Source organism: Ignavibacteriota bacterium, assembly GCA_016713565.1.
Classification (GTDB): domain Bacteria; phylum Bacteroidota; class Ignavibacteria; order Ignavibacteriales; family Melioribacteraceae.
Window position 1 is genome coordinate 240215 of sequence record JADJOX010000007.1, and the last position, 22961, is coordinate 263175.

At 31.3% G+C, this 22961-nt stretch carries 21 protein-coding genes and 2 tRNA genes; 7 read left to right on the top strand and 16 right to left on the bottom strand.

Annotated features, from left to right (window positions below):
* Positions 1–113: 113 nt before the first annotated feature.
* The 6 genes from IPK06_08105 to IPK06_08130 all read right to left on the bottom strand — a co-directional run bounded on the left by IPK06_08105 (position 114) and on the right by IPK06_08130 (position 9079).
* Entirely contained in the window at positions 114–1604 is a 1491-nt protein-coding gene (locus tag IPK06_08105; GenBank protein ID MBK7979951.1) for a leucyl aminopeptidase, read from the bottom strand.
* Positions 1601–2614 (bottom strand): bifunctional oligoribonuclease/PAP phosphatase NrnA, encoded by a 1014-nt coding sequence (locus IPK06_08110; GenBank protein ID MBK7979952.1) that lies wholly within the window; start codon positions 2612–2614, stop codon positions 1601–1603. Before IPK06_08110 ends, IPK06_08105 begins: the two co-directional genes overlap by 4 nt.
* A 68-nt stretch (positions 2615–2682) precedes the next feature.
* Entirely contained in the window at positions 2683–3723 is a 1041-nt protein-coding gene (locus tag IPK06_08115; GenBank protein ID MBK7979953.1) for a 2-oxoacid:ferredoxin oxidoreductase subunit beta, read from the bottom strand.
* Positions 3716–5566: a 2-oxoacid:acceptor oxidoreductase subunit alpha gene (locus IPK06_08120; protein ID MBK7979954.1), complete on the bottom strand. Its 1851-nt coding sequence runs from the start codon at positions 5564–5566 to the stop codon at positions 3716–3718. The genes IPK06_08115 and IPK06_08120 overlap by 8 nt, the downstream gene beginning before the upstream one ends.
* Before the next feature lie 84 nt (positions 5567–5650).
* Positions 5651–7426: a protein-disulfide reductase DsbD gene (dsbD, locus tag IPK06_08125; GenBank protein MBK7979955.1), complete on the bottom strand. Its 1776-nt coding sequence runs from the start codon at positions 7424–7426 to the stop codon at positions 5651–5653.
* A 15-nt stretch (positions 7427–7441) separates the two neighbouring features.
* Positions 7442–9079 (bottom strand): NAD+ synthase, encoded by a 1638-nt coding sequence (locus IPK06_08130; protein MBK7979956.1) that lies wholly within the window; start codon positions 9077–9079, stop codon positions 7442–7444.
* Positions 9080–9358: 279 nt separating this feature from the next.
* Between IPK06_08130 and IPK06_08135 the strand changes: the two genes are divergently transcribed.
* Together IPK06_08135 and IPK06_08140 are read left to right on the top strand one after the other, a co-directional pair.
* Entirely contained in the window at positions 9359–9838 is a 480-nt protein-coding gene (locus IPK06_08135) for a PspC domain-containing protein (GenBank protein MBK7979957.1), read from the top strand.
* A complete protein-coding gene (locus tag IPK06_08140; protein ID MBK7979958.1) occupies positions 9835–10743 on the top strand; it encodes a hypothetical protein in 909 nt (302 codons plus the stop codon). The genes IPK06_08135 and IPK06_08140 overlap by 4 nt, the downstream gene beginning before the upstream one ends.
* 68 nt (positions 10744–10811) lie before the next feature.
* Here the strand turns inward: IPK06_08140 and IPK06_08145 are convergent, their stop codons facing one another.
* The 6 genes from IPK06_08145 to IPK06_08170 form a co-directional block, all read right to left on the bottom strand.
* On the bottom strand, positions 10812–11186 hold the full coding sequence (locus IPK06_08145) for an MGMT family protein (GenBank protein ID MBK7979959.1): 375 nt from the start codon (positions 11184–11186) through the stop codon (positions 10812–10814).
* Between the two features lie 31 nt (positions 11187–11217).
* A protein-coding gene (gene prfB, locus IPK06_08150; GenBank protein ID MBK7979960.1) for a peptide chain release factor 2 occupies positions 11218–12325 on the bottom strand; the annotation gives its coding sequence in 2 pieces (ribosomal slippage) (positions 11218–12261 and positions 12263–12325; 1107 coding nt in all).
* A 47-nt stretch (positions 12326–12372) separates the two neighbouring features.
* Entirely contained in the window at positions 12373–12687 is a 315-nt protein-coding gene (locus IPK06_08155; GenBank protein MBK7979961.1) for a hypothetical protein, read from the bottom strand.
* Positions 12688–14055 carry a DUF1446 domain-containing protein gene (locus IPK06_08160; GenBank protein MBK7979962.1) on the bottom strand — a complete coding sequence of 456 codons (1368 nt, stop codon included), beginning with the start codon at positions 14053–14055 and terminating at the stop codon, positions 12688–12690. It abuts the gene before it with no gap.
* Positions 14056–14101: 46 nt separating this feature from the next.
* Positions 14102–15022, bottom strand: coding sequence for a tRNA (adenosine(37)-N6)-dimethylallyltransferase MiaA (gene miaA, locus IPK06_08165; protein ID MBK7979963.1), 921 nt, complete (start codon positions 15020–15022; stop codon positions 14102–14104).
* Positions 15013–15645 (bottom strand): protein-L-isoaspartate(D-aspartate) O-methyltransferase, encoded by a 633-nt coding sequence (locus IPK06_08170; protein ID MBK7979964.1) that lies wholly within the window; start codon positions 15643–15645, stop codon positions 15013–15015. The genes miaA and IPK06_08170 overlap by 10 nt, the downstream gene beginning before the upstream one ends.
* A 117-nt stretch (positions 15646–15762) precedes the next feature.
* Here IPK06_08170 and IPK06_08175 point away from each other — a divergent pair, with 117 nt between their 5' ends.
* The 3 genes from IPK06_08175 (at position 15763) to IPK06_08185 (ending at position 16610) form a co-directional block, all read left to right on the top strand.
* Positions 15763–16281 (top strand): DUF2179 domain-containing protein, encoded by a 519-nt coding sequence (locus IPK06_08175; GenBank protein ID MBK7979965.1) that lies wholly within the window; start codon positions 15763–15765, stop codon positions 16279–16281.
* Positions 16282–16345: 64 nt separating this feature from the next.
* A tRNA-Gly gene (locus tag IPK06_08180) sits at positions 16346–16418 on the top strand.
* A 119-nt stretch (positions 16419–16537) separates the two neighbouring features.
* Positions 16538–16610: transfer RNA gene (locus tag IPK06_08185), tRNA-Cys, on the top strand.
* Between the two features lie 343 nt (positions 16611–16953).
* Here IPK06_08185 and IPK06_08190 read toward each other — a convergent pair.
* Both IPK06_08190 and IPK06_08195 read right to left on the bottom strand, forming a co-directional pair.
* Positions 16954–17259 carry a hypothetical protein gene (locus IPK06_08190; GenBank protein MBK7979966.1) on the bottom strand — a complete coding sequence of 102 codons (306 nt, stop codon included), beginning with the start codon at positions 17257–17259 and terminating at the stop codon, positions 16954–16956.
* Positions 17260–17551: 292 nt separating this feature from the next.
* Positions 17552–19066 carry a beta-N-acetylhexosaminidase gene (locus IPK06_08195; protein ID MBK7979967.1) on the bottom strand — a complete coding sequence of 505 codons (1515 nt, stop codon included), beginning with the start codon at positions 19064–19066 and terminating at the stop codon, positions 17552–17554.
* A 455-nt stretch (positions 19067–19521) separates the two neighbouring features.
* Here IPK06_08195 and IPK06_08200 point away from each other — a divergent pair, with 455 nt between their 5' ends.
* Positions 19522–19719: a hypothetical protein gene (locus IPK06_08200; protein ID MBK7979968.1), complete on the top strand. Its 198-nt coding sequence runs from the start codon at positions 19522–19524 to the stop codon at positions 19717–19719.
* A 61-nt stretch (positions 19720–19780) separates the two neighbouring features.
* Positions 19781–20683 (top strand): metal-dependent hydrolase, encoded by a 903-nt coding sequence (locus tag IPK06_08205; protein MBK7979969.1) that lies wholly within the window; start codon positions 19781–19783, stop codon positions 20681–20683.
* A 16-nt stretch (positions 20684–20699) separates the two neighbouring features.
* Here the strand turns inward: IPK06_08205 and IPK06_08210 are convergent, their stop codons facing one another.
* Positions 20700–20963 (bottom strand): hypothetical protein, encoded by a 264-nt coding sequence (locus tag IPK06_08210; protein ID MBK7979970.1) that lies wholly within the window; start codon positions 20961–20963, stop codon positions 20700–20702.
* Positions 20964–21164: 201 nt separating this feature from the next.
* Positions 21165–22868 carry an AMP-binding protein gene (locus IPK06_08215; protein ID MBK7979971.1) on the bottom strand — a complete coding sequence of 568 codons (1704 nt, stop codon included), beginning with the start codon at positions 22866–22868 and terminating at the stop codon, positions 21165–21167.
* Between the last annotated feature and the right edge of the window lie 93 nt (positions 22869–22961).

Consider the following 22961-nt stretch of genomic DNA (forward strand, 5'->3'; position numbering starts at 1 on the left):
TTTAGCCAATCAATAAATAATTAGAATAACATTTGAAGTTAAGAAAAGAATCAATATAAATCAAAACCAATGATTTTATTTATGGGAGAAAATTTAGTTTAATTGCATAATATTTACTTTTTGCAAATATCCTTTAAATATTCATACATAAACCTAACTCCAAAGCCTGTGCAATAATCTTTTGTATAATTTGTAAGGTCGTGTTCAATGGCGGGACCGGCAATATCTATATGTGCGTAAGGAATATTTTCATCAACGAATCTTTCTAAAAATTTACCTGCGGAAATTGCTCCGCCCCAACGTGGACCGAGGTTACTGACATCCGCAATTTTACTATCCATCAAAGAATTAAATTCATCCCAAAATGGTAAACGCCAAAGATGTTCATAGGTTTCTTGCGAAGATTTAATTAATCTATCGGCAATATCATCAGACTTTGTAAAAATTCCGGCTGTGAATAGTCCTAACGCAACTGCAACAGCTCCTGTTAATGTTGCAAAGTCAATAATTTCATCCGGCTTTTGCTTCGACGCAAATTCAAGAGCATCGGCAAGTATTATTCTTCCTTCCGCGTCGGTGTCTTTCACTTCGATTGTTTTGCCCGAAGATGTAGAAATAATATCTCCCGGCTTATAAGAATTTCCCGAAATTGCATTTTCAACCGCTGGAACTATCCCAATAATTTCAATCGGCAAATTATTTTTCTCAACCGCTTTTATTATTCCGAATACTGCAGCTCCGCCAGCCATATCGGCTTTCATATTAAGCATTCCGGCTGTAGGTTTTATGGATAAGCCACCGGTATCGTATGTAACGCCTTTTCCAACCAAACAAATTTTAAGCTTAGCTTTTTCCTTAGGATTGTATTTTGCTATAATCATCACCGGTTTATTGGAACTTCCCTTTCCTACAGATAAAACGGCATTCATCTTTTGTTTTTTCAACGTTGCTTCATCAAAAACGCTAACTTTTACAGATGAGTTTTTAAATTCATTTTTTATTCTATTGGCAAATTCTATGGGAGTTAAAATGTTTGCCGGTTCGTTTACTAAATTTCTTGTAAAATAAACAGATTGAACGATGTTCTCATTTTCTTGAACAATTTTTTTTACTGTTTTTTGATCTTTAGTTTCTATTGTAACATTTAATATTTTTTTTCTATCAGTCTGCTTTATGTATTTTTTAAAATTATAATTACCAAGAAATATTCCTTCCAAAATTGTACGAAAGAAATATTCTTCCGATTTAAAATAAATTTCAAAGACTTTAAAATCAGGAAGATTTATATAAAGATTTTTTAGTTTTTGATTTTCCAAATATTGAACTATGCCGGCTAAATAATTTCTAAAAAAATCATTGCTAAATTTTTTATCGATTTTAATTTTTTTAAGAATTGTCAATTCGGGAACAGATGAATTCCATAATTTTATTTCAGAAATTTTTTCATCACAAAGCTGATCTTTTTGCGGTTCACTGATTAATAATTTATGCTTTTTTATAAAATCATTTAAATTTTCTGTATCATTAATAAATAAAACATGAGCAGAATTTTCTTTAAGATTATTTATTTGACTAACTGTACTTATTTTTATATCAAAGATCATGCTTTTTCCAAATAATTGTTTTCATATTCAGTTAAGATTTTATCTGCTTCGGTTAAAACTAAAGGAATTATCGCGTCAATCGTTACATCATAAAGTCTGGAACCGGCTGCGTTCAAATGACCTCCTCCTTTAAATCTTTCCGCAAGAATATTTACTGGAATTTTATCTTTTGATCTGAAACTTATTTTTACTCCGGTTTTCAATTCAAAAAATAATATTCCTATTTTCACTCCTCTTGTATTTAATGCAAAATTTACAAATCCGTCAACATCAGATTCAACGCCGTTTGCTTCTTTCAAATTTTTTTGAGTAATAACCATATATGAAATTTTTCCGGAATCCGAAATTTTTATTGTTGATAACGCGTCGCCCAACATTTTTATTCGGCTAAAATCATACTGAGAATAAATCTTATCATAAACTTCTTCAGTATTAAAACCAAATTCCAAAAGTTCCGCCGTTTTTCTATGGATTTCAGGAGTTGTTTTTGAAAATCTGAACGATCCTGTATCCGTCATAATTGCGGCATAAAGCGCAAGCGACATTTGATAATTAAAATTTAGAGTTTTTGTTGATTTAACAAAGTCAAAAAGAATTTCACCTGTAGAGGATTTTGATTCGTCAATAAAATTAAATTCCGTAAAATTTTCCGAGTTTGTGTGATGATCAATACAAATTATTTTTCCTTTAAAAGTTCTAAATGAATTTTCCATAATGGAAGTTCTGTTTAGATGATTTAAATCAAGGACAATTGCAGCTTCGGATTTTTCAAAAATTTGTTTGTGTTTTTCAGGATCAAAGACTTCAATAATATTATCATTATCCAAAAATTTTATATTATAAGGTGTTTCCGACCTATTAATGATCTTAAAATTTTTATTTAACTGTTTTAAAATTTCGGAAATTGCAATCTCAGAACCAATCGCATCCGGATCAGGATTTACATGAGTTGTTATAATGAATGAATTAAATTTTATCAGTAACTCAAGTAAGTTTGAAAAATTAAGCATATTCACGCTGCCAAAGAAATGTATATTAGGTTAGAATAAGGCGGGAATTACTTCCCGCCATTTTATTTTTAATTTTCAGAAACTTCCCAAGTATTGGATGCAAAAAGTAATTTTTCCAAATCACCTTTTCCCTTTTTCTTTGTTACCTGATTAATTTGTTCAACCATTGCTTCGTCGTATGTAGGTTTAAATACTTGTCTAAAAACACCAATCGGCGTAGGTAAATTTGGATCATCGGTTAAATGCGACAGAATAAACGCCCTTACCATTCCATGATCTTTTTCATCATGTACGATAACATCCTTAATTGAATGTTTATCGTCATTAAGATCAATCACAACAGGATTAAAACCGTCTAACATAATACCTTTATCTTTATTTTTTCCGAAAAGCATTGGTTTTCCGTGCTCCAAAATAACAACATTATCTTCTTTTGTTTCTTTTTCTGTCAATACAGAATAAGCGCCGTCATTAAAGATGTTACAGTTTTGATAAACTTCAATAAATGCCAATCCTTTATGATAAGCGGCTTTATCTATCATTTCTGCCATATGTTTTGGTTCACGGTCAATAGTTCTTGCTACAAAAGTTGCATTTGAACCAAGCGCCAAAGATAATGCGTTAAAGGGATAATCAACACTTCCGTATGGAGATGTTTTTGTTACTTTACCTTTTTCAGAAGTCGGTGAATACTGACCTTTTGTTAAACCGTAAATTCTATTATTGAACAAAATTATTTTTAGATCAATATTTTTTCTGCAGGCGTGAATAAAATGATTTCCGCCGATACTGAGTAAATCACCGTCTCCGGTCGCAACCCAAACTGTTAAATCAGGACGCGCAATTTTCAAACCTGTTGCAATTGCTGGAGCTCTTCCATGAATTCCATGAAATCCATATGTGCCCATGTAATAAGGAAATCTGCTCGAACATCCAATTCCGGAAACCCAAACAACTTTTTCTTTTACAATATTATCTATATTCGGCAAAGTTCTTTGTACTTGAGCAAGAATTGAATAATCTCCGCAACCGGGACACCATCTTACATCTTGACCGCTTGAAAAATCTTTTGCTGTATATTTTTCTGTATTTATTTCTGTACTACTCATTATTACCTCCTAAAACTTCCTTAATCTTATTTTCAATATCGCTGACTCTAAACGGCAAACCTCTTACTATATTAAACTGAATGATCGGAATGAGAAATTCGCTTTTTAATACTTTTGCAAACTGACCCAAATTGATTTCAGGTAATAGTATATTCTTATAACTTCTTAAAACTTGTTCAGTATTTTTCGGCATTGGGTTAATGTATTTAAAGTGAGCTTGCGCAACTTTAAAACCTTTCTTACGAGAGTGGCTAACTGCTTCTTTTATTGCGCCGTATGTTCCGCCCCATCCAATTACAATTAAATCCGCATCTTCGTCACCTTCAATTTCCAAATCTGGAATTGATTTGCTCATATTTTTAATTTTCTGTTCTCTTATTTTGATCATCTCAAAATGGTTATCGGGATCATAACTTACGTTTCCTGTAATATTAGCTTTTTCAAGTCCGCCTATTCTATGTTCTAATCCGGGCGTTCCGGGAATTGCCCATGGCCTTACTAAATTTTCATCCCTTGAATAAGGTTCGAAATTCTCAGCATCTGTATAAAATTTAACAGGAATTTCTGGAATAGAATCTACACTTGGAATTTTCCAAGGCTCGGAACCATTTGCTAAATATCCATCAGTCAATAAAATAACTGGGCTCATAAAAGTCAATGCCAATCTTGACGCCTCGATAGACATATCAAAACAATCACTTGGAGTTGACGCGGCAAGCACTGCAACCGGAGCTTCGCCATTTCTTCCATACAAAGCTTGAAGTAAATCAGCTTGTTCGGTTTTTGTGGGCAACCCTGTGCTTGGTCCGCCTCTTTGCACATTTACAATTACTAAAGGCAATTCTGTCATAACTGCTAAACCTGTAGCTTCTGTTTTAAGCGCCAAACCCGGACCGCTGGTTGTTGTAATTGCTAAACTTCCGCCGAACGCAGCACCAATAGCAGAAGCGATACCTGATATTTCATCTTCGGCTTGAAAAGTTTTAACGCCGAATTCTTTATACTTACTTAAATATTGTAAAATATCGGATGCGGGCGTTATTGGATATGAGCCTAAAAATAATGGCAAGCCGGCTTTTTCCGCCGCTACAACAAATCCTAATGCGGTAGCTTCATTACCGGAAATATTTCTATAAATACCTGATTTTAATTTTGCGGGTTCAATTGTATAACGAGTTGTAAATCTTTCAGTAATATCACCAAAATTATATCCAGCCATTAATGCTTTTTTGTTCGCATCAATAAAATCGGGATTATTTTTAAACTTTGCTTCAATCCAATTTATAGTTTGTTCAATTGGACGATTATATAACCAATACATTAAACCCAATGCAAAAAAGTTTTTACATCTGGATTTTTCCTTTTGGCTTAACGGACTTTCTTCCAATGCCGAAAAAGTTAATGATGTTATTGGAATATCCATAACTTCATAGCCGTCTAATGAATTATCTTCAAGTGGATTAGTTTCAAATTCAGCTAATTTTAAATTCTTTTTATCGAACGCGTCCGAATTAACAATTATTAATCCGTTTCGTTTAATTTCAGGTAAGTTTTTCTTTAGAGCAGCCGGATTCATTGCAACCAAAACATCCGGAATATCTCCAGGTGTATGAATTTCTTCACTGCTGAAATGCAATTGAAATCCGCTAACGCCATATAAGGTTCCGGCAGGAGCTCTGATTTCTGCAGGATAATCGGGTAATGTACTAAGATCATTACCAACTACCGCTGTTGTATCACTAAACTGAGTTCCGGTAAGCTGCATTCCATCGCCTGAATCTCCGGCAAAACGAACCGTAACTTCATCAATATGTTTTTCAATTTTTTCTTTTATATCTGACATTTGATTACCAATCAATTTATTTGAAATATTTTATAATCTAAAAAATATGAAAGGTCAAAAGATTAACCAAGTAAATAATTATCATTATTTTATGGTCTCAATTTTTTTTAGAAATTCTTCAGCATTTAAAAAACCCGTAATTCGTTCGACTTCATTTCCATTCGAATCGAAAATTAACACCGTCGGCATGCCTCTAATTTCAAATTTCTTTCTTAATATTTCAGTTTCATCCGACAATGTTTTGGTCATATCAACTTTAAAAGCCTTAAAAGTTTCTGAAGCATCAATAACTTTTTTATCTGCAAAAGTTAAAGCATCCAATTCTTTGCAGGGAATGCACCAATCGGCATAAAAGTCAATTATAATTTTTTCTTTATTTTTTAAAGCATTTTGATAATTATCTTCGGAATAATATTCCCAATTTAAAGATTGTTTTTCGGTTGGATACAATAAATAACCGGCTAAAACAATTAAGAATAAGCTGAAAATTATTTTGAATATTTTAAATCCAAGAATTTTATTTGCTTCCTTATCAAGGAAAAATAAGATTATACCGGCTATGACCATAAAAATAGGAAGAATATATTTTGATATTTCTTTAGGTAACAAAGGTTCCGCAAAATATATAGCCATTCCAAGTAAAATAAAGCCAAATATATGTTTTACCGCATCCATCCAAAATCCTGCGCGAGGCAAATTTTTAATTTTACCGGAAAACAATGCCAATATTAAATATGGCAGTCCTAATCCAACAGCCATAACAAAAAATAGTAAAAATCCATAAAACGGGTCGCCTTTTGCCGCAACGTAAGTTACCAATCCAATTACAAATGGTCCTATGCAAGGAGCGGCAACAATTCCCATCGTTAATCCCATAAAAAAAGCGCCATACATTCCCGATTTTGAACCGCCGGCTTTTGCTACAAGCGAATCGGGTAATTTGAATTCATAAACTCCGAACATGCTTAAAGAAAGAACAATAAAAATTAAAACAATAACAGAAATAACAATCGGATTTTGTAAAAGCGTTCCGAAAACAGCACCGCTTAACGCCGTTATAACTCCAACAACGGAATATGTTAATGCCATTCCAAGAACATATAATAATCCCATTAAAAACAACTTTGAGCTTTTCCCTTCACTTTGTCCGCCGAAAAATCCAATTGTTATTGGAATTAAAGGATAAACACATGGTGTCAAATTTAATGCTAATCCGCCGAGAAAAACTATCAACAGCGTTAGGAAAAGACCGCTGTTTTCCAATTTATTTGTTAAAGAACTTTCATCTTTTTGACTATTAATATTGGAATACTTAAGATTAATTTTGTCGAAAACTTCTGAATTTGTTTCACCAATCTGCACGGATTTATCAACAACTACTATATTCACCGTATCTATAATTGAATTTGGAGCCATACAAGTTGAGTTATTACATCCTTGATATGAAAGCTCGACTATAATTTTTTTAACTCCAAGTTCAGCATTTTGAGGTACTTTTAAAACAGTGCCGATATAAACTTCACCTTCAAATACCGAAATTGGTTTATCTGAAATTTCCAAATTTATTTCTTTGGATTTAGGATAAATTATTTTACCAATTTCAATATTAGATTCTGATTTTATTTTAAGTTCGGTGGGAATTAAAAAATCTTCATTAGGTTTATCTGAATTTATATGCCATTGTTTATCAATGTTTAATTTAACCGCAAGTTTAAATTCTCCGCCGGGCTGAATTTTATTGAAGGATATATAAGTTTCAGTTTTTAAAATTTCAACGTTTTTAAATCCAAACTGAGGATAAACATTTATAATTACAGTGAAAAAAAATACAAACGTAAAATAATATTTTAAATTTTTCATAATATTCCTTTAATACTAATTTCGCCACCCTTGAACAATCGGGAATCTTCGTCCATAACCGAAAGCCTTTTTTGTAACACGCAAGGCTGGAGCAGCTTGTTTTCTTTTAAATTCATTCCTGTCAACGAGATTTAAAATTTTCTTAACTAATTTTTCATCGCCAATAATTTCGGAAATCGCTTTCCATTCTTTATATTCTTCAAGATATAATTCAAGAATTTTATCCAGCAGTTCATATGGCGGAAGTGAATCTGTGTCTTTTTGGTTAGGACTTAATTCAGCTGAAGGCGCTTTCACAATTATTTCATTCGGAATAATTTCTTCATTTTTATTTATAAAGTTTGCGATTTCATAAACTTCAGTTTTGTATACGTCGGCAATAACTCCAATTGCGCCGTTCATATCACCATATAATGTCGCGTATCCGACCGCCATTTCCGATTTGTTTCCTGTTGTACAAAGTAAATATCCGAATTTATTGGATAACGCCATTAGCAGCAACCCTCTTATTCTTGATTGAATATTTTCTTCTGTTACATCCGGCTTTTTATTTTGGAACGAATTAGTTAAAACATTTTTAAACTCATTAAACAAAGAACTTATTGAAATTATTTCAGATGTGATGCCGAGATTTTGTATAAGTTTCTCAGAATCTTTAACACTGCCTTCACTTGAAAATTCAGAAGGCATCATAACAACGTGAACATTTTCCCTTCCAAAAGCTTTTACGGCTAAACACGTAACTAAAGCCGAATCAATTCCTCCGCTTAATCCAACCAGCGCTTTTTTAAAACCCGATTTTGACGCATAATCTTTCAAGCCTAAAACCAAAGAATTTATTACTTCTTCACCGTAAGTTCCTTCAATATTTTTAATTTCTGAATAAACTTCATTTGTATCATAAACCATAAAATCCTCTTCAAATGTTTTACCTATTTTTACCAATCTGCCGTCCTTATCAAAACATAAACTTGCACCGTCAAAAATTAAGTCTGTTTGTCCGCCCACACAAGAAACATAAGCCAATGGAAGTTTATTTGTTTTTGTAAGAACTGAAAGCATTTCTTTTCTTTCTTCTCTTCTGCCGTAATGATAAGGACTTGCGGAAATGTTGATTAAAATTGTAGAGCCTTTATCAACAAGTCGCTGCACAGGATCTTTTTCATATAGCCGGTGTTTCCAATAATCGGCATCGTTCCAAATATCTTCGCAAATAGAAATTCCTAACCGCTCTCCTTTGAAATTAAATATGTGAACATCCTTAGCGGATTCAAAATATCTCACTTCATCAAATACATCATAATTTGGAAGCAGAGTTTTATTCTGCACAAATTGTATTTTTCCTTCAAAGCTTAATATTGCGGAATTGTACAAACCCGTTCCAACAAAATCGAATTCTTCCGTAATTGAACCGAATATCAATCCAACTTCGTTTGTCTGTTCGGTAATTTCCAAAGCCGCTTTCATTACTGCATCTCTAAATTCTTCCTTTTCAATTAAATCCTGCGGCGGATAACCGCATAAAGATAATTCCGGACAAATAACTAAATCAACTCCTAATTCCTTTCCTTTTTTATAACCTTCTAATATTTTTGATTTGTTAAAATCAATATTTCCAATAATTGAATTTATTTGGCAGAGACCAATCTTCATAAAAAGAATTTCCTTTAATTTGAATTTGAAAAATATGGAACTCTGTTTTTTTATACAATTTCTTTTATTTTCTCTTAACACAAATGTGAAATTAAGTGCAAATGAATTGTTACTTGAAAATTCATATTTTGAGCAATAATTTTTTAATTGATGTTAAATTTTGCGAAATTTAGGTAAACAGCTCTATTTTATCGGTGAATTGACGTAATTTAAATGAAATTTATAAAACTTTTATTTTTTTGTTTCCGTCTAAAATTTTAGAAATTCGGAGATATTGATATGGAAAAAAAACTTTATCGTTCACGAAGTAAAAAAGTAATTGCCGGCATTGGCGGAGGATTGGGAGATTATATGGGTGTCGATCCGGTAATAATTAGAATCCTTCTAATTTTATTTACAATTTTTCATGGAATTGGGATTTTAGTATATATAATTCTTTGGATTGTAATTCAAGAAGAACCCTATCAAAATTTGAATAATGAAATCAATTCAGCTTCAAATGCAAATTATTCCGGTGAAGAAAAAAATACGGAATTTGAACTTAAGACTCCGCCGCCGCCGATTGCAACCGTAACTCCAAATTCATCCAACAAAGGAAGAATTATATTTGGCACGGTTTTAATTGGAATAGGTTTTATATTTTTATTCGATAGATTTATTCCTTCATTTGATTTTGAAGTTATTTTTATGTCGGGATTAATTTTATTGGGATTGTTTTTAATATTTAATTCAACTAATAAAGCAGAGAAAAAACCATGAAATCATCAAATTTATTTTGGGGCTTTTTTTTCATAACATTCGGCGCACTTTATTTATTGGGAAGATATACCGCAATTGATATTGATTGGTATGCCGCGTGGGATCTTTGGCCTATTGTTTTAATACTGATTGGAATTTCAATTATTCTGAAAGGTACAATATTCCGTCCTATTTTCAGCGTGATAATGGGAATCGTTTTAGCATTATTCATTTTTGGAATGATTAACGATACCTTTGATTTTTTTAATCGTGATAATTTTCACAGAAAACATTTTCATGATTATTCAGAGAATTCTTATATAATAGAATATCAAAATGATATTTCCGAAGTTAATTTAAATATTGCAGCCGGAGCGGGAAAATTCAACATTGAAAGAACAACAGAAGATTTAATCAAGGGTAATTCCGAAGGAAATGTAGGTAAATATAATTTCACCAAAAATCAAATTGATAGTATCATAAATGTAGATATTAAAATGGACGATACCGGAGATAAGATATTTGAAGGACATTTAACGAATGATTTTCAACTGAGCTTAAATGAAAATCCGGTTTACAATATTGATTTGCAAATCGGTGCGGCAAAATCTTATTTTAATTTAATTCCATTTAAAGTAAAGAATATTTCGCTTAAAACCGGCGCAACGGAAACAAAAATCAAACTGGGAAATAAAATTCAGGAAACAAATTTAAATGTTGAAATGGGAGCCGCTTCTCTGAAAATATATATCCCACAAACATCGGGCTGTAAAATTACCGGCGATATGGCTTTGGTTTCAAAGGATTTAGATGGATTTATAGTTAATGGATCAGATTATGTTACAGATAATTTTGATACTGCCACAGAAAAAATATTAATCCATGTTAATGGCGGATTATCTTCATTTACAGTAAATAAATATTAAAATTGATTTGAAAAACTCCCGGTTTTGATAAGTTTAATTAAACATAACAAATCGGGAGTTATAATATTTTATTTTCTTTTAGTTTTTACCTTCTCAGGCTTCCAAAAATGTTTCGCCATATTTACATTTCCGGCTTTATCAAATTCAATTCCCTCGCTGCGTAAAAGATCCTCCATTAAGTTGGGCTCGCCAAAATGAAGTTTTCCGGTTAATTCTCCATTTCGGTTTACTACTCTATGACAAGGAAGTCCGGAATCTTTGGCTCCGTTTATTGCCCAGCCGACAGTTCTTGCGGAGGATTTTATACCGCAAAATTCCGCAATTGCGCCGTATGTTGTAACCATTCCAAATGGAATTTCCGCAACAACTTTATAGACTTTATCGAAAAAATCATTTTTTTTATTTCTGTTATTTTTAACGTTCGATTTGATGGTTTTTGTCATTTTAGACTAATCTATTAATCCAAAAAAACTTTTAGGAATTATTTTGAGAAAATTCCAATAAAAACGCTTTCATAAACATGTTTAAATCTCCATCCATTACGGCTTGAGTATTGGAAGTTTCAACGTCGGTCCTATGATCTTTAACCATATTATACGGATGAAAAACATAAGATCTAATTTGGCTTCCCCATTCAATTTTCATTTTAGATTTTTCTGTTTCTTCATTTGCCGCTTCTTGTTTGGCAAGTTCCAATTGATATAATTTAGCTTTTAAAAGCTTCATTGCATTTGTTCTATTTTGCAATTGTGATCTTTCCGTTTGGCAGGCAACTACCGTATTTGTAGGCAAATGTGTTATACGAACTGCGGTTTCAACTTTATTTACATTTTGTCCGCCTTTTCCCCCAGAACGGTATGTGTCAATTCTAAGATCGGCAGGATTTATTTCGATTTCAATTGTATCATCAACTTCCGGAATTACAAAAACAGAAGCAAAAGAAGTGTGCCTTCTTTTATTTGAGTCGAATGGAGATATTCTTACCAAACGGTGAACGCCGATTTCAGCTTTTGCATAACCGAAAGCAAATTCACCGGTTATTTCTAGTGTGGCACTTTTTATTCCGGCTCCGTCGCCTTCCAATAAATCAATTAACTGTGTTTGAAAATTGTTTTGTTCAGCCCATCTTAAATACATTCTAAACAGCATTTCCGCCCAATCCTGAGCTTCTGTTCCGCCTGCGCCTGAATGTATTGTAAGTATGCAGTTTTTATCGTCATCCTTTCCGCTCAACATGCTTTGAAATTCAAGATCGGAAATTTTTTCTTCTAAATCGGAAAATTCCTTTTGAATTTCATCAAATAAAGATCCGTCGTTTTCCGTCTCGGCAAGCTCAATAAATTTATTAAGATTTTTTTGTTTATCTAAAAGTTCATCAAACTGGTCAACCCAAAATTCGAGTTTCTTTATTTCCTGCAGAACTGTTTGGGCTTTTTTCTGATCGTTCCAAAATCCGTCTTTTTCCGATTCATTTTTTAAATTGGTTATTTTTTCAACTTTCTTTGTGATGTCAAAGATAACCTCTTAATTTTTCTAGTTTATCTTTAAGTAAATTAGTCGATTTAAGTTCTTCTTCGTACATGTGTTCCTCAAAATTTAATATTTTATTAATTTTTCAAAATAAAATTTTTATTCAATTTCCAATTCCATTCTAAGCAAAGCCGCGGCAAGAGTTTTACCTTGCGCGTCGTGTTTCAAGGATACTGTTCCGCCTCCGCCAAGAGTATTATGTAGTATGAAATTAAGTGCTAGAATATTAGGCAGTTCATATCTTTCTACTTTGCCGAAACAAATACCTTTGAAATGTTCTTTCACTTTTTCTTCGGTCAGAATTTTCTTAATAATATCAAAACCTTTATTTTCATAGGCGATAATTCCAATATTTGCCGCATCGCCTTTATCTCCGCTTCGTCCGTGAGCAATATCTCTTAATTTAATTTTCATTTATAACTCAAAAATTTTGATTTTGGGTTCAACTAATTTTTTTGAAATTAAAGCGGGCCAATATGCAACTACTTCACTTGGTTTTGGTCTTCCGGCGGCAAAACCTGTAACACTTGGCGGTCCTGTTAAAATTAATGGCGCAATCTCTTTCCCAAATCGATCAACAGAATTATAATCTTTTGACCGAACAGATACTTTTAAAATTATTTCATTAATATCATTTTCATCTAATTCTTTGGATAATGGTCCGTGACAAGCATTATATCCTAAGAATTCTGTTTTTATTTCATCAAAAGTCAAATTAAGAGAATTAAGTCTTTCACGCAGTATTCTATCGGCGACTTTAGCTTTTGTTAAAGCTTGCGGCCATGAATATGTTAAATTTGCCGAAGAAGAAAAACCATCAGAATAAGAGCAAGAAACTTTAAATGTTTCCGTTTCTTTTTCCCCTTTTACATTATAGACTTTTACTTTATCATTACCCAAATCTTCTAATTTTATTGATGTAAAATCGGCAATACAGTCAGGAGTAATATATTTTTTGGGATCTCCAATTTCATAAACTAATTGTTCGGCAACGGTTTCAAAGGAAACTTTTCCGCCCGTATTTTTATGCTTTGTAATTATTACTTCACCGTTTGGAAATGCTTCCGCAATTGGGAATCCAATATTTGCCAAATCCCGAATTGATTCCCAATCACCTAAAAAATTACCGCCCGACGCTTGACCGCCGCATTCTAAAATATGGCCGGCGACGGTTCCCGCGGCTAAAAGGTCATAGTTTTGCTTATCCCAATTAAACTCATATATCATTGGAGCAAGTGTTAAACCGGTATCTGTTGTTCTTCCGGTAATTACTATATCCGCATTTTGTTTTAGCGCATCAACAATTGGAAAAGCGCCCAAATAAACATTTGCGCTAAGTAATTTATCCTTAACTTCAAAAATATTTTCACCGGTTTCCATATTTTTTAAATATTCACCTTTTGCAAATATTTCATCTATTCTATCTTTAATATTATCACCAATAACGACGGCAATTTTCAAATCATTTATTTTTAATTCTTCGGCAACTTTTAAAACAGCTTGAGCGCAGCTTTCCGGATTAACACCGCCGCCGTTTGTAATAACTTTAATTCCTTTTGATTTACATATTGGTAAAATTCTTCTCAACAGTTCAGGTATATCTCTTGCATATCCAAAATCAGGATTTTTATTTTTTTGTTTTTGCAGAATTGACATTGTTACTTCCGCAAGATAATCCATAACTAAATAATCAACTTCGCCTTTAGTTACTTGATTAAACGGAGCATCAATTAAATCACCCCAAAATCCTTGTCCGGATGCAATTCTTATTTTTTCTTTCATTTACTTTTTCTAATATTTAATAAAACAACTAGTTATGTAGAAACGATCAAAATACTGACTTAATTATTTTTTCACTTATAATATCAATATCATTTTCAGAATTTATCTTATGCCAAAAAATTCTTTCGTCCTTTCTAAACCATGTCATTTGACGTTTAGCATATCTTCTTGTATTTCTTTTAATAAGCTCAACAGCTCTTTCAAGAGAAATTTTACTTTCTAAATAATCAATTATTTCTTTATATCCAACAGTATTTAGTGAATTAAGATTTTTGTCGAAACCCATTTTCAAAAGTGATTGAACTTCATTTATAAGTCCATTTGAAATCATTGAGTCTACTCTTGACTCAATATTATTGTATAAAATTTCTCTATTCCATTCCAATCCGAATTGATAGAAATTAATTTCAAGGTTTCTATCTTGGTTTTGATGAAATTCCCAAATAGGTTTTCCGCTAAGATGAAAAACTTCTAATGCTCTAATTATTCTTTTCCAATTTTGAGGTAAAATATTTGAAGCGGTTTTAGGATCAACGTTTTTAAGCAAATCATAAAGATATTCATTGCCGAAGTTTTTACGTTTATCCATTAATTCACGTCTGTAATTTTCATCGGTATCAACATCATCAAAAATTCCGTCAACAATAGATCGAATATATAAACCGCTTCCGCCTACAATTATCGGAATTTTACTTTTTATCAGCAGTGAATTTATAACTTCAAGACTTTCCTTTTCAAATCTGCTTACATTGTAATTTTCGTCGGGTTCCAACTTATCAATAAAATGATGCTTGACCAAACTTAACTGAGAATCATTAGGTTTGGCAGTGCCAATATTTAAATATTTATATATTTGCCTACTGTCAGCAGAAATAACTTCACTGTTCAGTTTTTGCGCAAGTTGAATTCCTAAAGAAGTTTTTCCGCTGCAAGTTGGACCGACGATTACTAATACTTTTAATTCCAACCTTCTCTTCCAATCAATGGAACAAATGCGAAATTGGGAATTTCTTCCGAAATAAATTTTTCATCCGAAATTTTTTGAAGTATTTTAAGAGTTTGCACCGATTTATCACCAACCGGAATTACCAATCTTCCGCCAACAGCCAATTGCTTTTTTAAATTTTCCGGAATTGATGGGCTGCCAGCAGTAACAATAATTGCGTTAAACGGCGCATGTTCAAACCACCCAATTGTACCATCGCCGAATTTACAATGAACTCTTATTGATTTTTCATCAAACAGTTTTTGAACTTTTTTATAAATATGTTCATTTCTTTCAATACTGAAAACTTGCATTCCCATTTGCTTCAAAATTGCCGCTTGATAACCTGAACCAGTACCGATTTCCAATATTTTGTTATCCTGATTAAGTTTTAAAGCTTGTGTCATTACGGCAACGGTGTAAGGCTGAGAAATTGTTTGACCGTAACCGATAGGTAATGCAACGTCTTTGTATGAATGTGCTGCCATTATTTGCGGTACAAATTCGTGCCGAGGAACCGTTAAAATTGCGTTGAGTACAAAATTATCGATTATTCCCTTTTGTTTTAAACTTTCTACTAATTCTCTTCTTTCTGTTTCGTACATTTTATTAATTTATTTTGCGCACAAAGTTACAAAATATTTTTTTGTAAGAATGATTTTTGCAATTAAATTTTTACATTTGGTTATACAAAAAGTTACTTTATTTATAAAGGATTAAAAATGTGGGATTATGTTCTCGGCGCGTTATTTATTATGGCATTAAGAATGATGGATGTGTCATTCGGCACTTTTAGAACAATTATGGTAGTTCAAGCCAGAAAATATTTAGCCGGCTTAATCGGATTCTGCGAAGTATTAATTTGGATTTTTGGAATGCGTTATATTTTCCAGCATTTAGATAATACCTACAATATGATTGGCTATGCTTTAGGTTTTGCGTTCGGCAATGTTATTGGAATAACTTTAGAAGAAAAGGTCGCTATTGGCTATGTGCAAGTAAATATAATTTCTATGCATTTTGCGGAAAATATTGCAAATGAGCTTAGAAAAGCTAAATTTGGAGTAACAATTTTACCCGCGGAAGGCGGTTCGGGAGGCGTATCCTTAATTATTATTTTAATAAGACGACGTGATTTGCCGAAAGCGAAGAAAATTATTGAAGGAATTGATAAAAACAGTTTTATTTCTGTTCAGCACTCAAGACCGTATAGGGGATTTATTCACGGATCAAGAAAATGATTTTTCTATTGATTAAGAAACTAAACAATATTATATTTTAATCTAAGTTTTTTGAAAATAATATGCGGGAGTAGCTCAGTTGGTAGAGCGCAACCTTGCCAAGGTTGATGTCGCGAGTTCGAGTCTCGTCTCCCGCTCTAATCCACTTAGGTGGATTTTCTTTTTTATAGTGAAATTGCGGAAATACCTTAAGTTTATCCGTAATATATCAAAATAATTCAAAAATTTACTGATTTTCCGTTCCCAATTTAATTGCGGCGGCATGGCCAAGTGGCTAAGGCGAAGGTCTGCAAAACCTTTATTCATCGGTTCGAATCCGATTGCCGCCTCAAAATTTATAATTTATTGAATCAAATCACATTTTTTGCAAATTTCTCTTACCAATTGTGAATACTTTATAAAATTTGAGAGCGTCTTTTATATTAAGTCAATATAATCATTAATAAATAATTTATTATTTTATATTATAATTAATAATTATCAATATTTTAATTATTAAATTATTTCAATTCATAAACATGATTTGGTTCAAATGGATTTTCAAGCCAAAGTTATAACTAAAATAAATGAAATTAATTTATCTTTCATAATGTTTCATTGATATATTATAAACATTACGATTTGACAAATAGCTTTATTTTAATTTTCAATGTTTCTTAATTAGCAGTACTTTTACTTTGGTTCAATCATGCTCATCAAAACAATTCTTAACAATTGTCCTCTTTTGATATTGAACATTTCCGCTGCATAATCAAACTTTTCAGCAAATTGATCACTAAACTTTACTTGAAAAGGATATGTTTTTAGTCTATCAAATTCAAGACACTGCCAATATTCATTTTGTTTTTTTTTGTCTAGTTTTAGAAATTTATCAAATGATAATTCAACTAATTGAGCATTAGTCATATCTTTGGTTGACATTTTCTTTGATAATTTTTCATATTCCGATTTATATAGTCTTGCGATGAATGTTTTCAATGTTTATCTCACTTTTATTGCTGATTTTGTATACAATTTAAATTTACGCAAATATTATTACAATTGTAATAATTTGAATAATAATTTTTTTGTTTTCTTTTTTGTCATAGTTTTAATTATTTTTTTTATAATATTTTGATTTTATATAATGTATATTAATATATTTACGAGAATGTGATAGAAAAGATTACAGAATAATTAGCGGTTATATGTTTCAGATAGTTATGATTTTATAATGTTTATCCCGATTTAGCATTTTTAATTTCATTATAAATTCAATTATAATATTTCTTTACCAGGCGCCTTTTTCATATTCAAAGCCGTAATAGTCAAAATATGATTTTAAATGTATTACTCTATTTAAAAAGTATCGGTAATCTTTATGAGGTTTACTCCAAACTACTTCAGATAGGGCAAGTATTCTTGGGAATAATTGGTATTGAACGTCATTTTCAAGAACTAATTCCGTCCACAACGCGCATTCACTTCCCAAAATATACTTGTGCTTACTTTCATCCAAACTGTCAGGCGTTGGATCAAATGAATAAACCTTTTCCAAATTTAGAACGAGCATCCAATTCGGTTTATCATTTCTGGGATAACTTGGGTAATCAAAATATACAAACCAATTATCCGCGTTTACGGTAAATTGGTCATTATTTGCCGCTTCCCAAGAATCTCCCGGATGCCAGCCTTCAATTATTTGATTTGCTGGAACTCCTTCTTTAATGTTTTCAGCCCAGGCAAATGTTTTTACCCCTTTTGTTGTAATATAATCACATATTTCCTTCATAAAATAATTTTGAAGCATGTCCTCATTTTCCAATTTTGTTTTCTGTATCATAACATTGCAGTCAGGACATTTTTCCCAAATACCTTTTGGTCTTTCATCACCGCCTACATGAATTATTTCTGGATGAAAAATATCTAGAACTTCACCAATCAAATTTTTAATAAATTCGTAACTTTTTTCATTCCCGGCACAAAAAGTATTTCCGCCTTCATTGGTTTTGCAAAGTAGTTCCGGAAAACTTTTCATTATTGCCCTAGAATGTCCAGGCATTTCAATTTCGGGAATAATTTTTATATGGAGTTTCTCGGCATTCTCAATTATCTCTTTAATCTCGGAAATTTTATAGTATCCGTTCCTTTCCTTTGAATTTAACGAATCCTGATATGAACCAATTCTATTTAATTTTGGATATTTTATGCTTTCAATCCGCCAACCTTCGTCATCCGATAAATGCCAATGAAATATATTTAATTTTAAAACGGACATAATTTCCAGTATCCTTTTAATAAAATTTACTGATTGAAAATGACGGCTTGAATCCAACATAAATCCTCTATATGCATATCGAGGGAAATCGTAAATTTTACAACATTGGAAATAGATATTATCATTTTTTTTTAGAAGCATTTTTAAAGTCTGAACTGCGTAAAACGCTCCGTTTGAATTATTCGCTATAACTTTTATTATATCTTTCTTTATTTCAATTGAATAGCCGTCGGTTTCTTTAACGTTTAAACTGTCAATAAATATTTGAATTCCCGGTTTATTGGAATTAACACTTATCTTTAAATTTATTCCCGTTCGTTTAAAAATATTATCTTTCAGATGTTCGGCTGTCCGCAAATATATTTCTTCATTTTTTTCAATATAGATTGTTGTAATATCATTAATTACAAAATTTCCTTCTGCCAATTCTAAATTGACGGGCAATGGAATTATATTGATGTTTTGTGAATAAATAAAATTATTTATATTAACGAATATTAGAATCAGTATTAATATTAAGTTTTTCATTTTATCTTTTAATTTGTTGTTCAAAAAAAATATTTCAATCCATTTCTGCTTTGTCAACTAATTAAGCATTTTAAAATCTTTCCAAATTTAGAACTTATATTTTACAATTCCTTGAGTCTGGAATAAATATATTTTTTTTAATCTGATTATAAAATTTAACGGCAATTCAATATAAAATTATAGTTTAATAATGATTTACATCAATTTTTTCACAAATTTTATAGTTGACCTAAAAGTATTATTTTTCTAACTTACATGTAAATTAATTACTAAAATTCAGTTTACGATGAAGCTTAAAATTTCTATCGTAAAAATTTTTTCCCCCTTAACCGGTAAAGTATTTTATTTTGCCGAAGGAATTTTACATAAACTTTTATTCATAATATTACCTACTAATCATTCATACATCAATAGATTATCAAATTCAATTCACAATATTCATTCTGAGGTACAAAATGACTCATATTTGTTTTCACGCAACAGCCGATCATCATGATCAATTTGCGGATACTTTTGAAGAAGCAAAAAAAATGACGAACGAATGGTTTGAGGAAGGCGATTCTCATATTCAAATCTTTAAGTTATCTGCTGATGAAGTTACAGATTATATTGATCTTGATGAGGAATTAGTTTACACGGAAAAGGGTAAATAGTATTTCTATTTTGGCATTTAGATTTATAATTTTGTAAACAAATTCTAAATTATTTTTCTAAATGCCAAATACTCTCGTTCACATAGGAATAAACGGTTTTTTAACAAAAACTTTCAGTCGAAAAGCAAATATTTTTTGGATCTATTTGGGTTGTATAATTCCCGATATTCCGTGGATCTTAAAAAAAATTTTTGAAATTTTTGTACCTTATATAAACGGTTATGATCTTCAAGCTTTTTCGATTATACAATCCTCATTGTTTTTCTGTATTATTATAAGTTTAGCTGTCTCAGCAATAACGAAAAATTATCAATTAACATTTTTTACTCTCTTTTCAGGATCGGTACTTCATTTATTAACGGATTCAATTGAAACAAAATGGGCAAATGGAGTTCAGCTTTTTGCGCCTTTCAGTTGGCAGATTCTGAATTTTAGAATTATTTGGCCTGAACATTTTGTAATTCAATTTCTGGGATTTTTAGGATTAGTATTTTTTGTTTTTAACTGGAAGGATTTTAGGAACATTAAGTTTTATTTTACCTTTACTAAAATCCGATTGTTCATTTCTACAATTTTATTGCTTATTTATTTTTTATTGCCATTGCTTTTTTTTAATGATATTTATGAAAACGATTACCATTTTCTAAGTACATTAAAAAATAAATCGGAACGGACAGGTAAATTTGTTGAGTTAGATAGAAAATTAGTAGAATTTAACCAGAATACAAAAAGCTATTGGATAACTTCTTTCAATAATGATTTAATTGAATTAAAGAGCAAATATGATTTAAGCGGAAGAAAAATTTCCATAAAAGGTAGTTTTATAAATAATGATTTAATTGAAGTTACAGAATATCATCAAAATGCAAATTTAATAAGGGACGGCGCTTCTTATTTCGCACTTTTACTCATGCTTGTTTTCGGAGTGAAAACTTTTTATGTAAAGAAAATTAAAAAAGTCTAAATTTATTAAAACTGCGTTAATTTATTACTTGATCTAAGAAATTTTCTTCATTTTCCAAATCATAATCTTCAAAAAAGCTATGTGCTACATAATATTTAAGCAATTCTCTGGTTCTCTTTTCATTGTAGTTTGTTTCAATAATTCTTACACACTCGGAAATGATCTTCTTTGCATTCCCGTTCATAACACTTTTTTCCGGAATTTCATCAATAGATAATTTTTTAGATACTTCATTTATCAAAAAATAGGCAGAAATTGAAGGTTCAAAGTATGTTTCCATTTTTAGCCAAAGTTATTCGTAACATTATCGGCTATAATAAAAATTATTTAAGCAATAATCCAATATTTTGTCTTAGATCACAGTATCTGTTTCATTATTTTCATTTATTTGAACTGTCTTTAGAAATAAAGACTTAATAATAACTTCCTTTTGATTTGTTGGTCCTTAATGGCTCTAAAATAAAATTTAGAGCCATTTTTTTTAGCTAACCAAATATCTTTTAATCTTTTGCGTTGTTGTTTTAACAAATTCGTTTTCGCGGATATTGAATTTTACTATTTTTTTATGCGAAGCAAGGTTTTTATTTACTTTCGCCACTTCTTTTTCAATTGTTTCATTTATTAATTCATCTGTAATTTGAACATTATTTTCCTGCGAGAATAAAATAAAAGCTTCGGCATCTACTACAATTTGAGCGGCTATGATTTCGTCTTGTTTCTCGCTTTTTTCCCCGTAGACAAGACATTCTAAAATAAACGGACTGTGATTTAGCTGATCTTCAATTTCTTCCGGAAAAACATTTTTTCCGCTTTTTGATATTATTACATTTTTCTTTCTTCCGGAAATGTGAAGAAATCCATCAGAATCAATAAAACCTAAGTCGCCTGTTTTGAACCAACCATCAAAAAACGCGTCTTTTGTTTTGGCGGAATCCTTGTAATAACCCAACATAACATTATTTCCCTTTGCATAAATTTCACCGATTCCATCTTCATCTTTATCCATTATTTTAATCTGTACGTTAGGCAGCGGAATTCCTGCCGCATTATTTTTAAAATTTTCTGCTTGGTTCAATGCAAGAATAGGAGATGTTTCTGTTAATCCATAACCCTGTAAAAATGAGAAACCAAATCCCTGCAGACCTTCTGCAACAACCGGATCAGCTGCCGCGCCGCCCACAATAAATATTCTAATCGCACCGCCGAATTTATTTTGCAGCTCTTTAAATATTTTTTTCTTTAGATCTTTTATTCCAATTTTTTGAGTAAGATTTGTAAGTTTTATCAATTTAGGAACAAGAAACGACTTTTTCTTATCTTCGTTAATTGCCTTCATTACTTTTTTAAACATCTTATCAAACAATAACGGAACACCCAAAACAATTGTAGCTTTTACCTTCTGCATATCTTCGGCGACGGTTTTAAGCGAGCGGGCATAATGAATTGATGAACCTGCATAAAGCGGACACAGCATTCCGCAAGTGCATTCGTAAGTATGGTGAATTGGTAAAACTGATAAAAACCTGTCTTCAGGATACATCATTAACATACTTAACATATCAACCAAATTTGAAGCAAGATTCTTTTGGGAAAGCATTACTCCTTTAGCTCTGCCAAGTGAACCCGAAGTAAAAATAATTTCCGCTAAGTCTTCGGGATTAATTTTGGGTAATATTGTTGTGTCGCCTATTATCTGATTATCGATTATACTTTTCATGCTTAAAAATTGTCCGTCGGGATCTGCTTTGTCCATGTTTATTAAGATCCTTAATTTTTTTAAGACGGACTTATTTTCCGTTAGCGTATTTGTAAAAGTATCGGAAAAAATAATTGCTTCGGAATCAGATTCGTGAATAATATTTAGAATTTCATTTTCGGTAAGATTTTTATCAATGGGAACAACAACGTAGTTAAAGCACATTAATGTTAAATATGAAATTGACCATTGAACTCTATTCTCTCCAATTAAAGCAATATGTGTTCGTTCATTTAATCCGAGTGCTTTTAAAGCTTTCCCAAATCTTAATAGATTTTCTTTAAGCTGTGCAAACGTAACTTTTGATATGGGATAGTTTTGCAGATCTTCAAGCGCAAGCTTATCTCTGTAAACTTCCGATGATCGTAATATCATTTCTTGAATACTGGTAATTTGAGGAACATCGTATAATTTAACTTTACTTTTCATTTTCCCCTCAACAAATATTATGATTCTATTATCCGATTTTAATTTAGAACATTGTACATAAATTGTAAATGTTCATTTAATTACAGCTAAAAA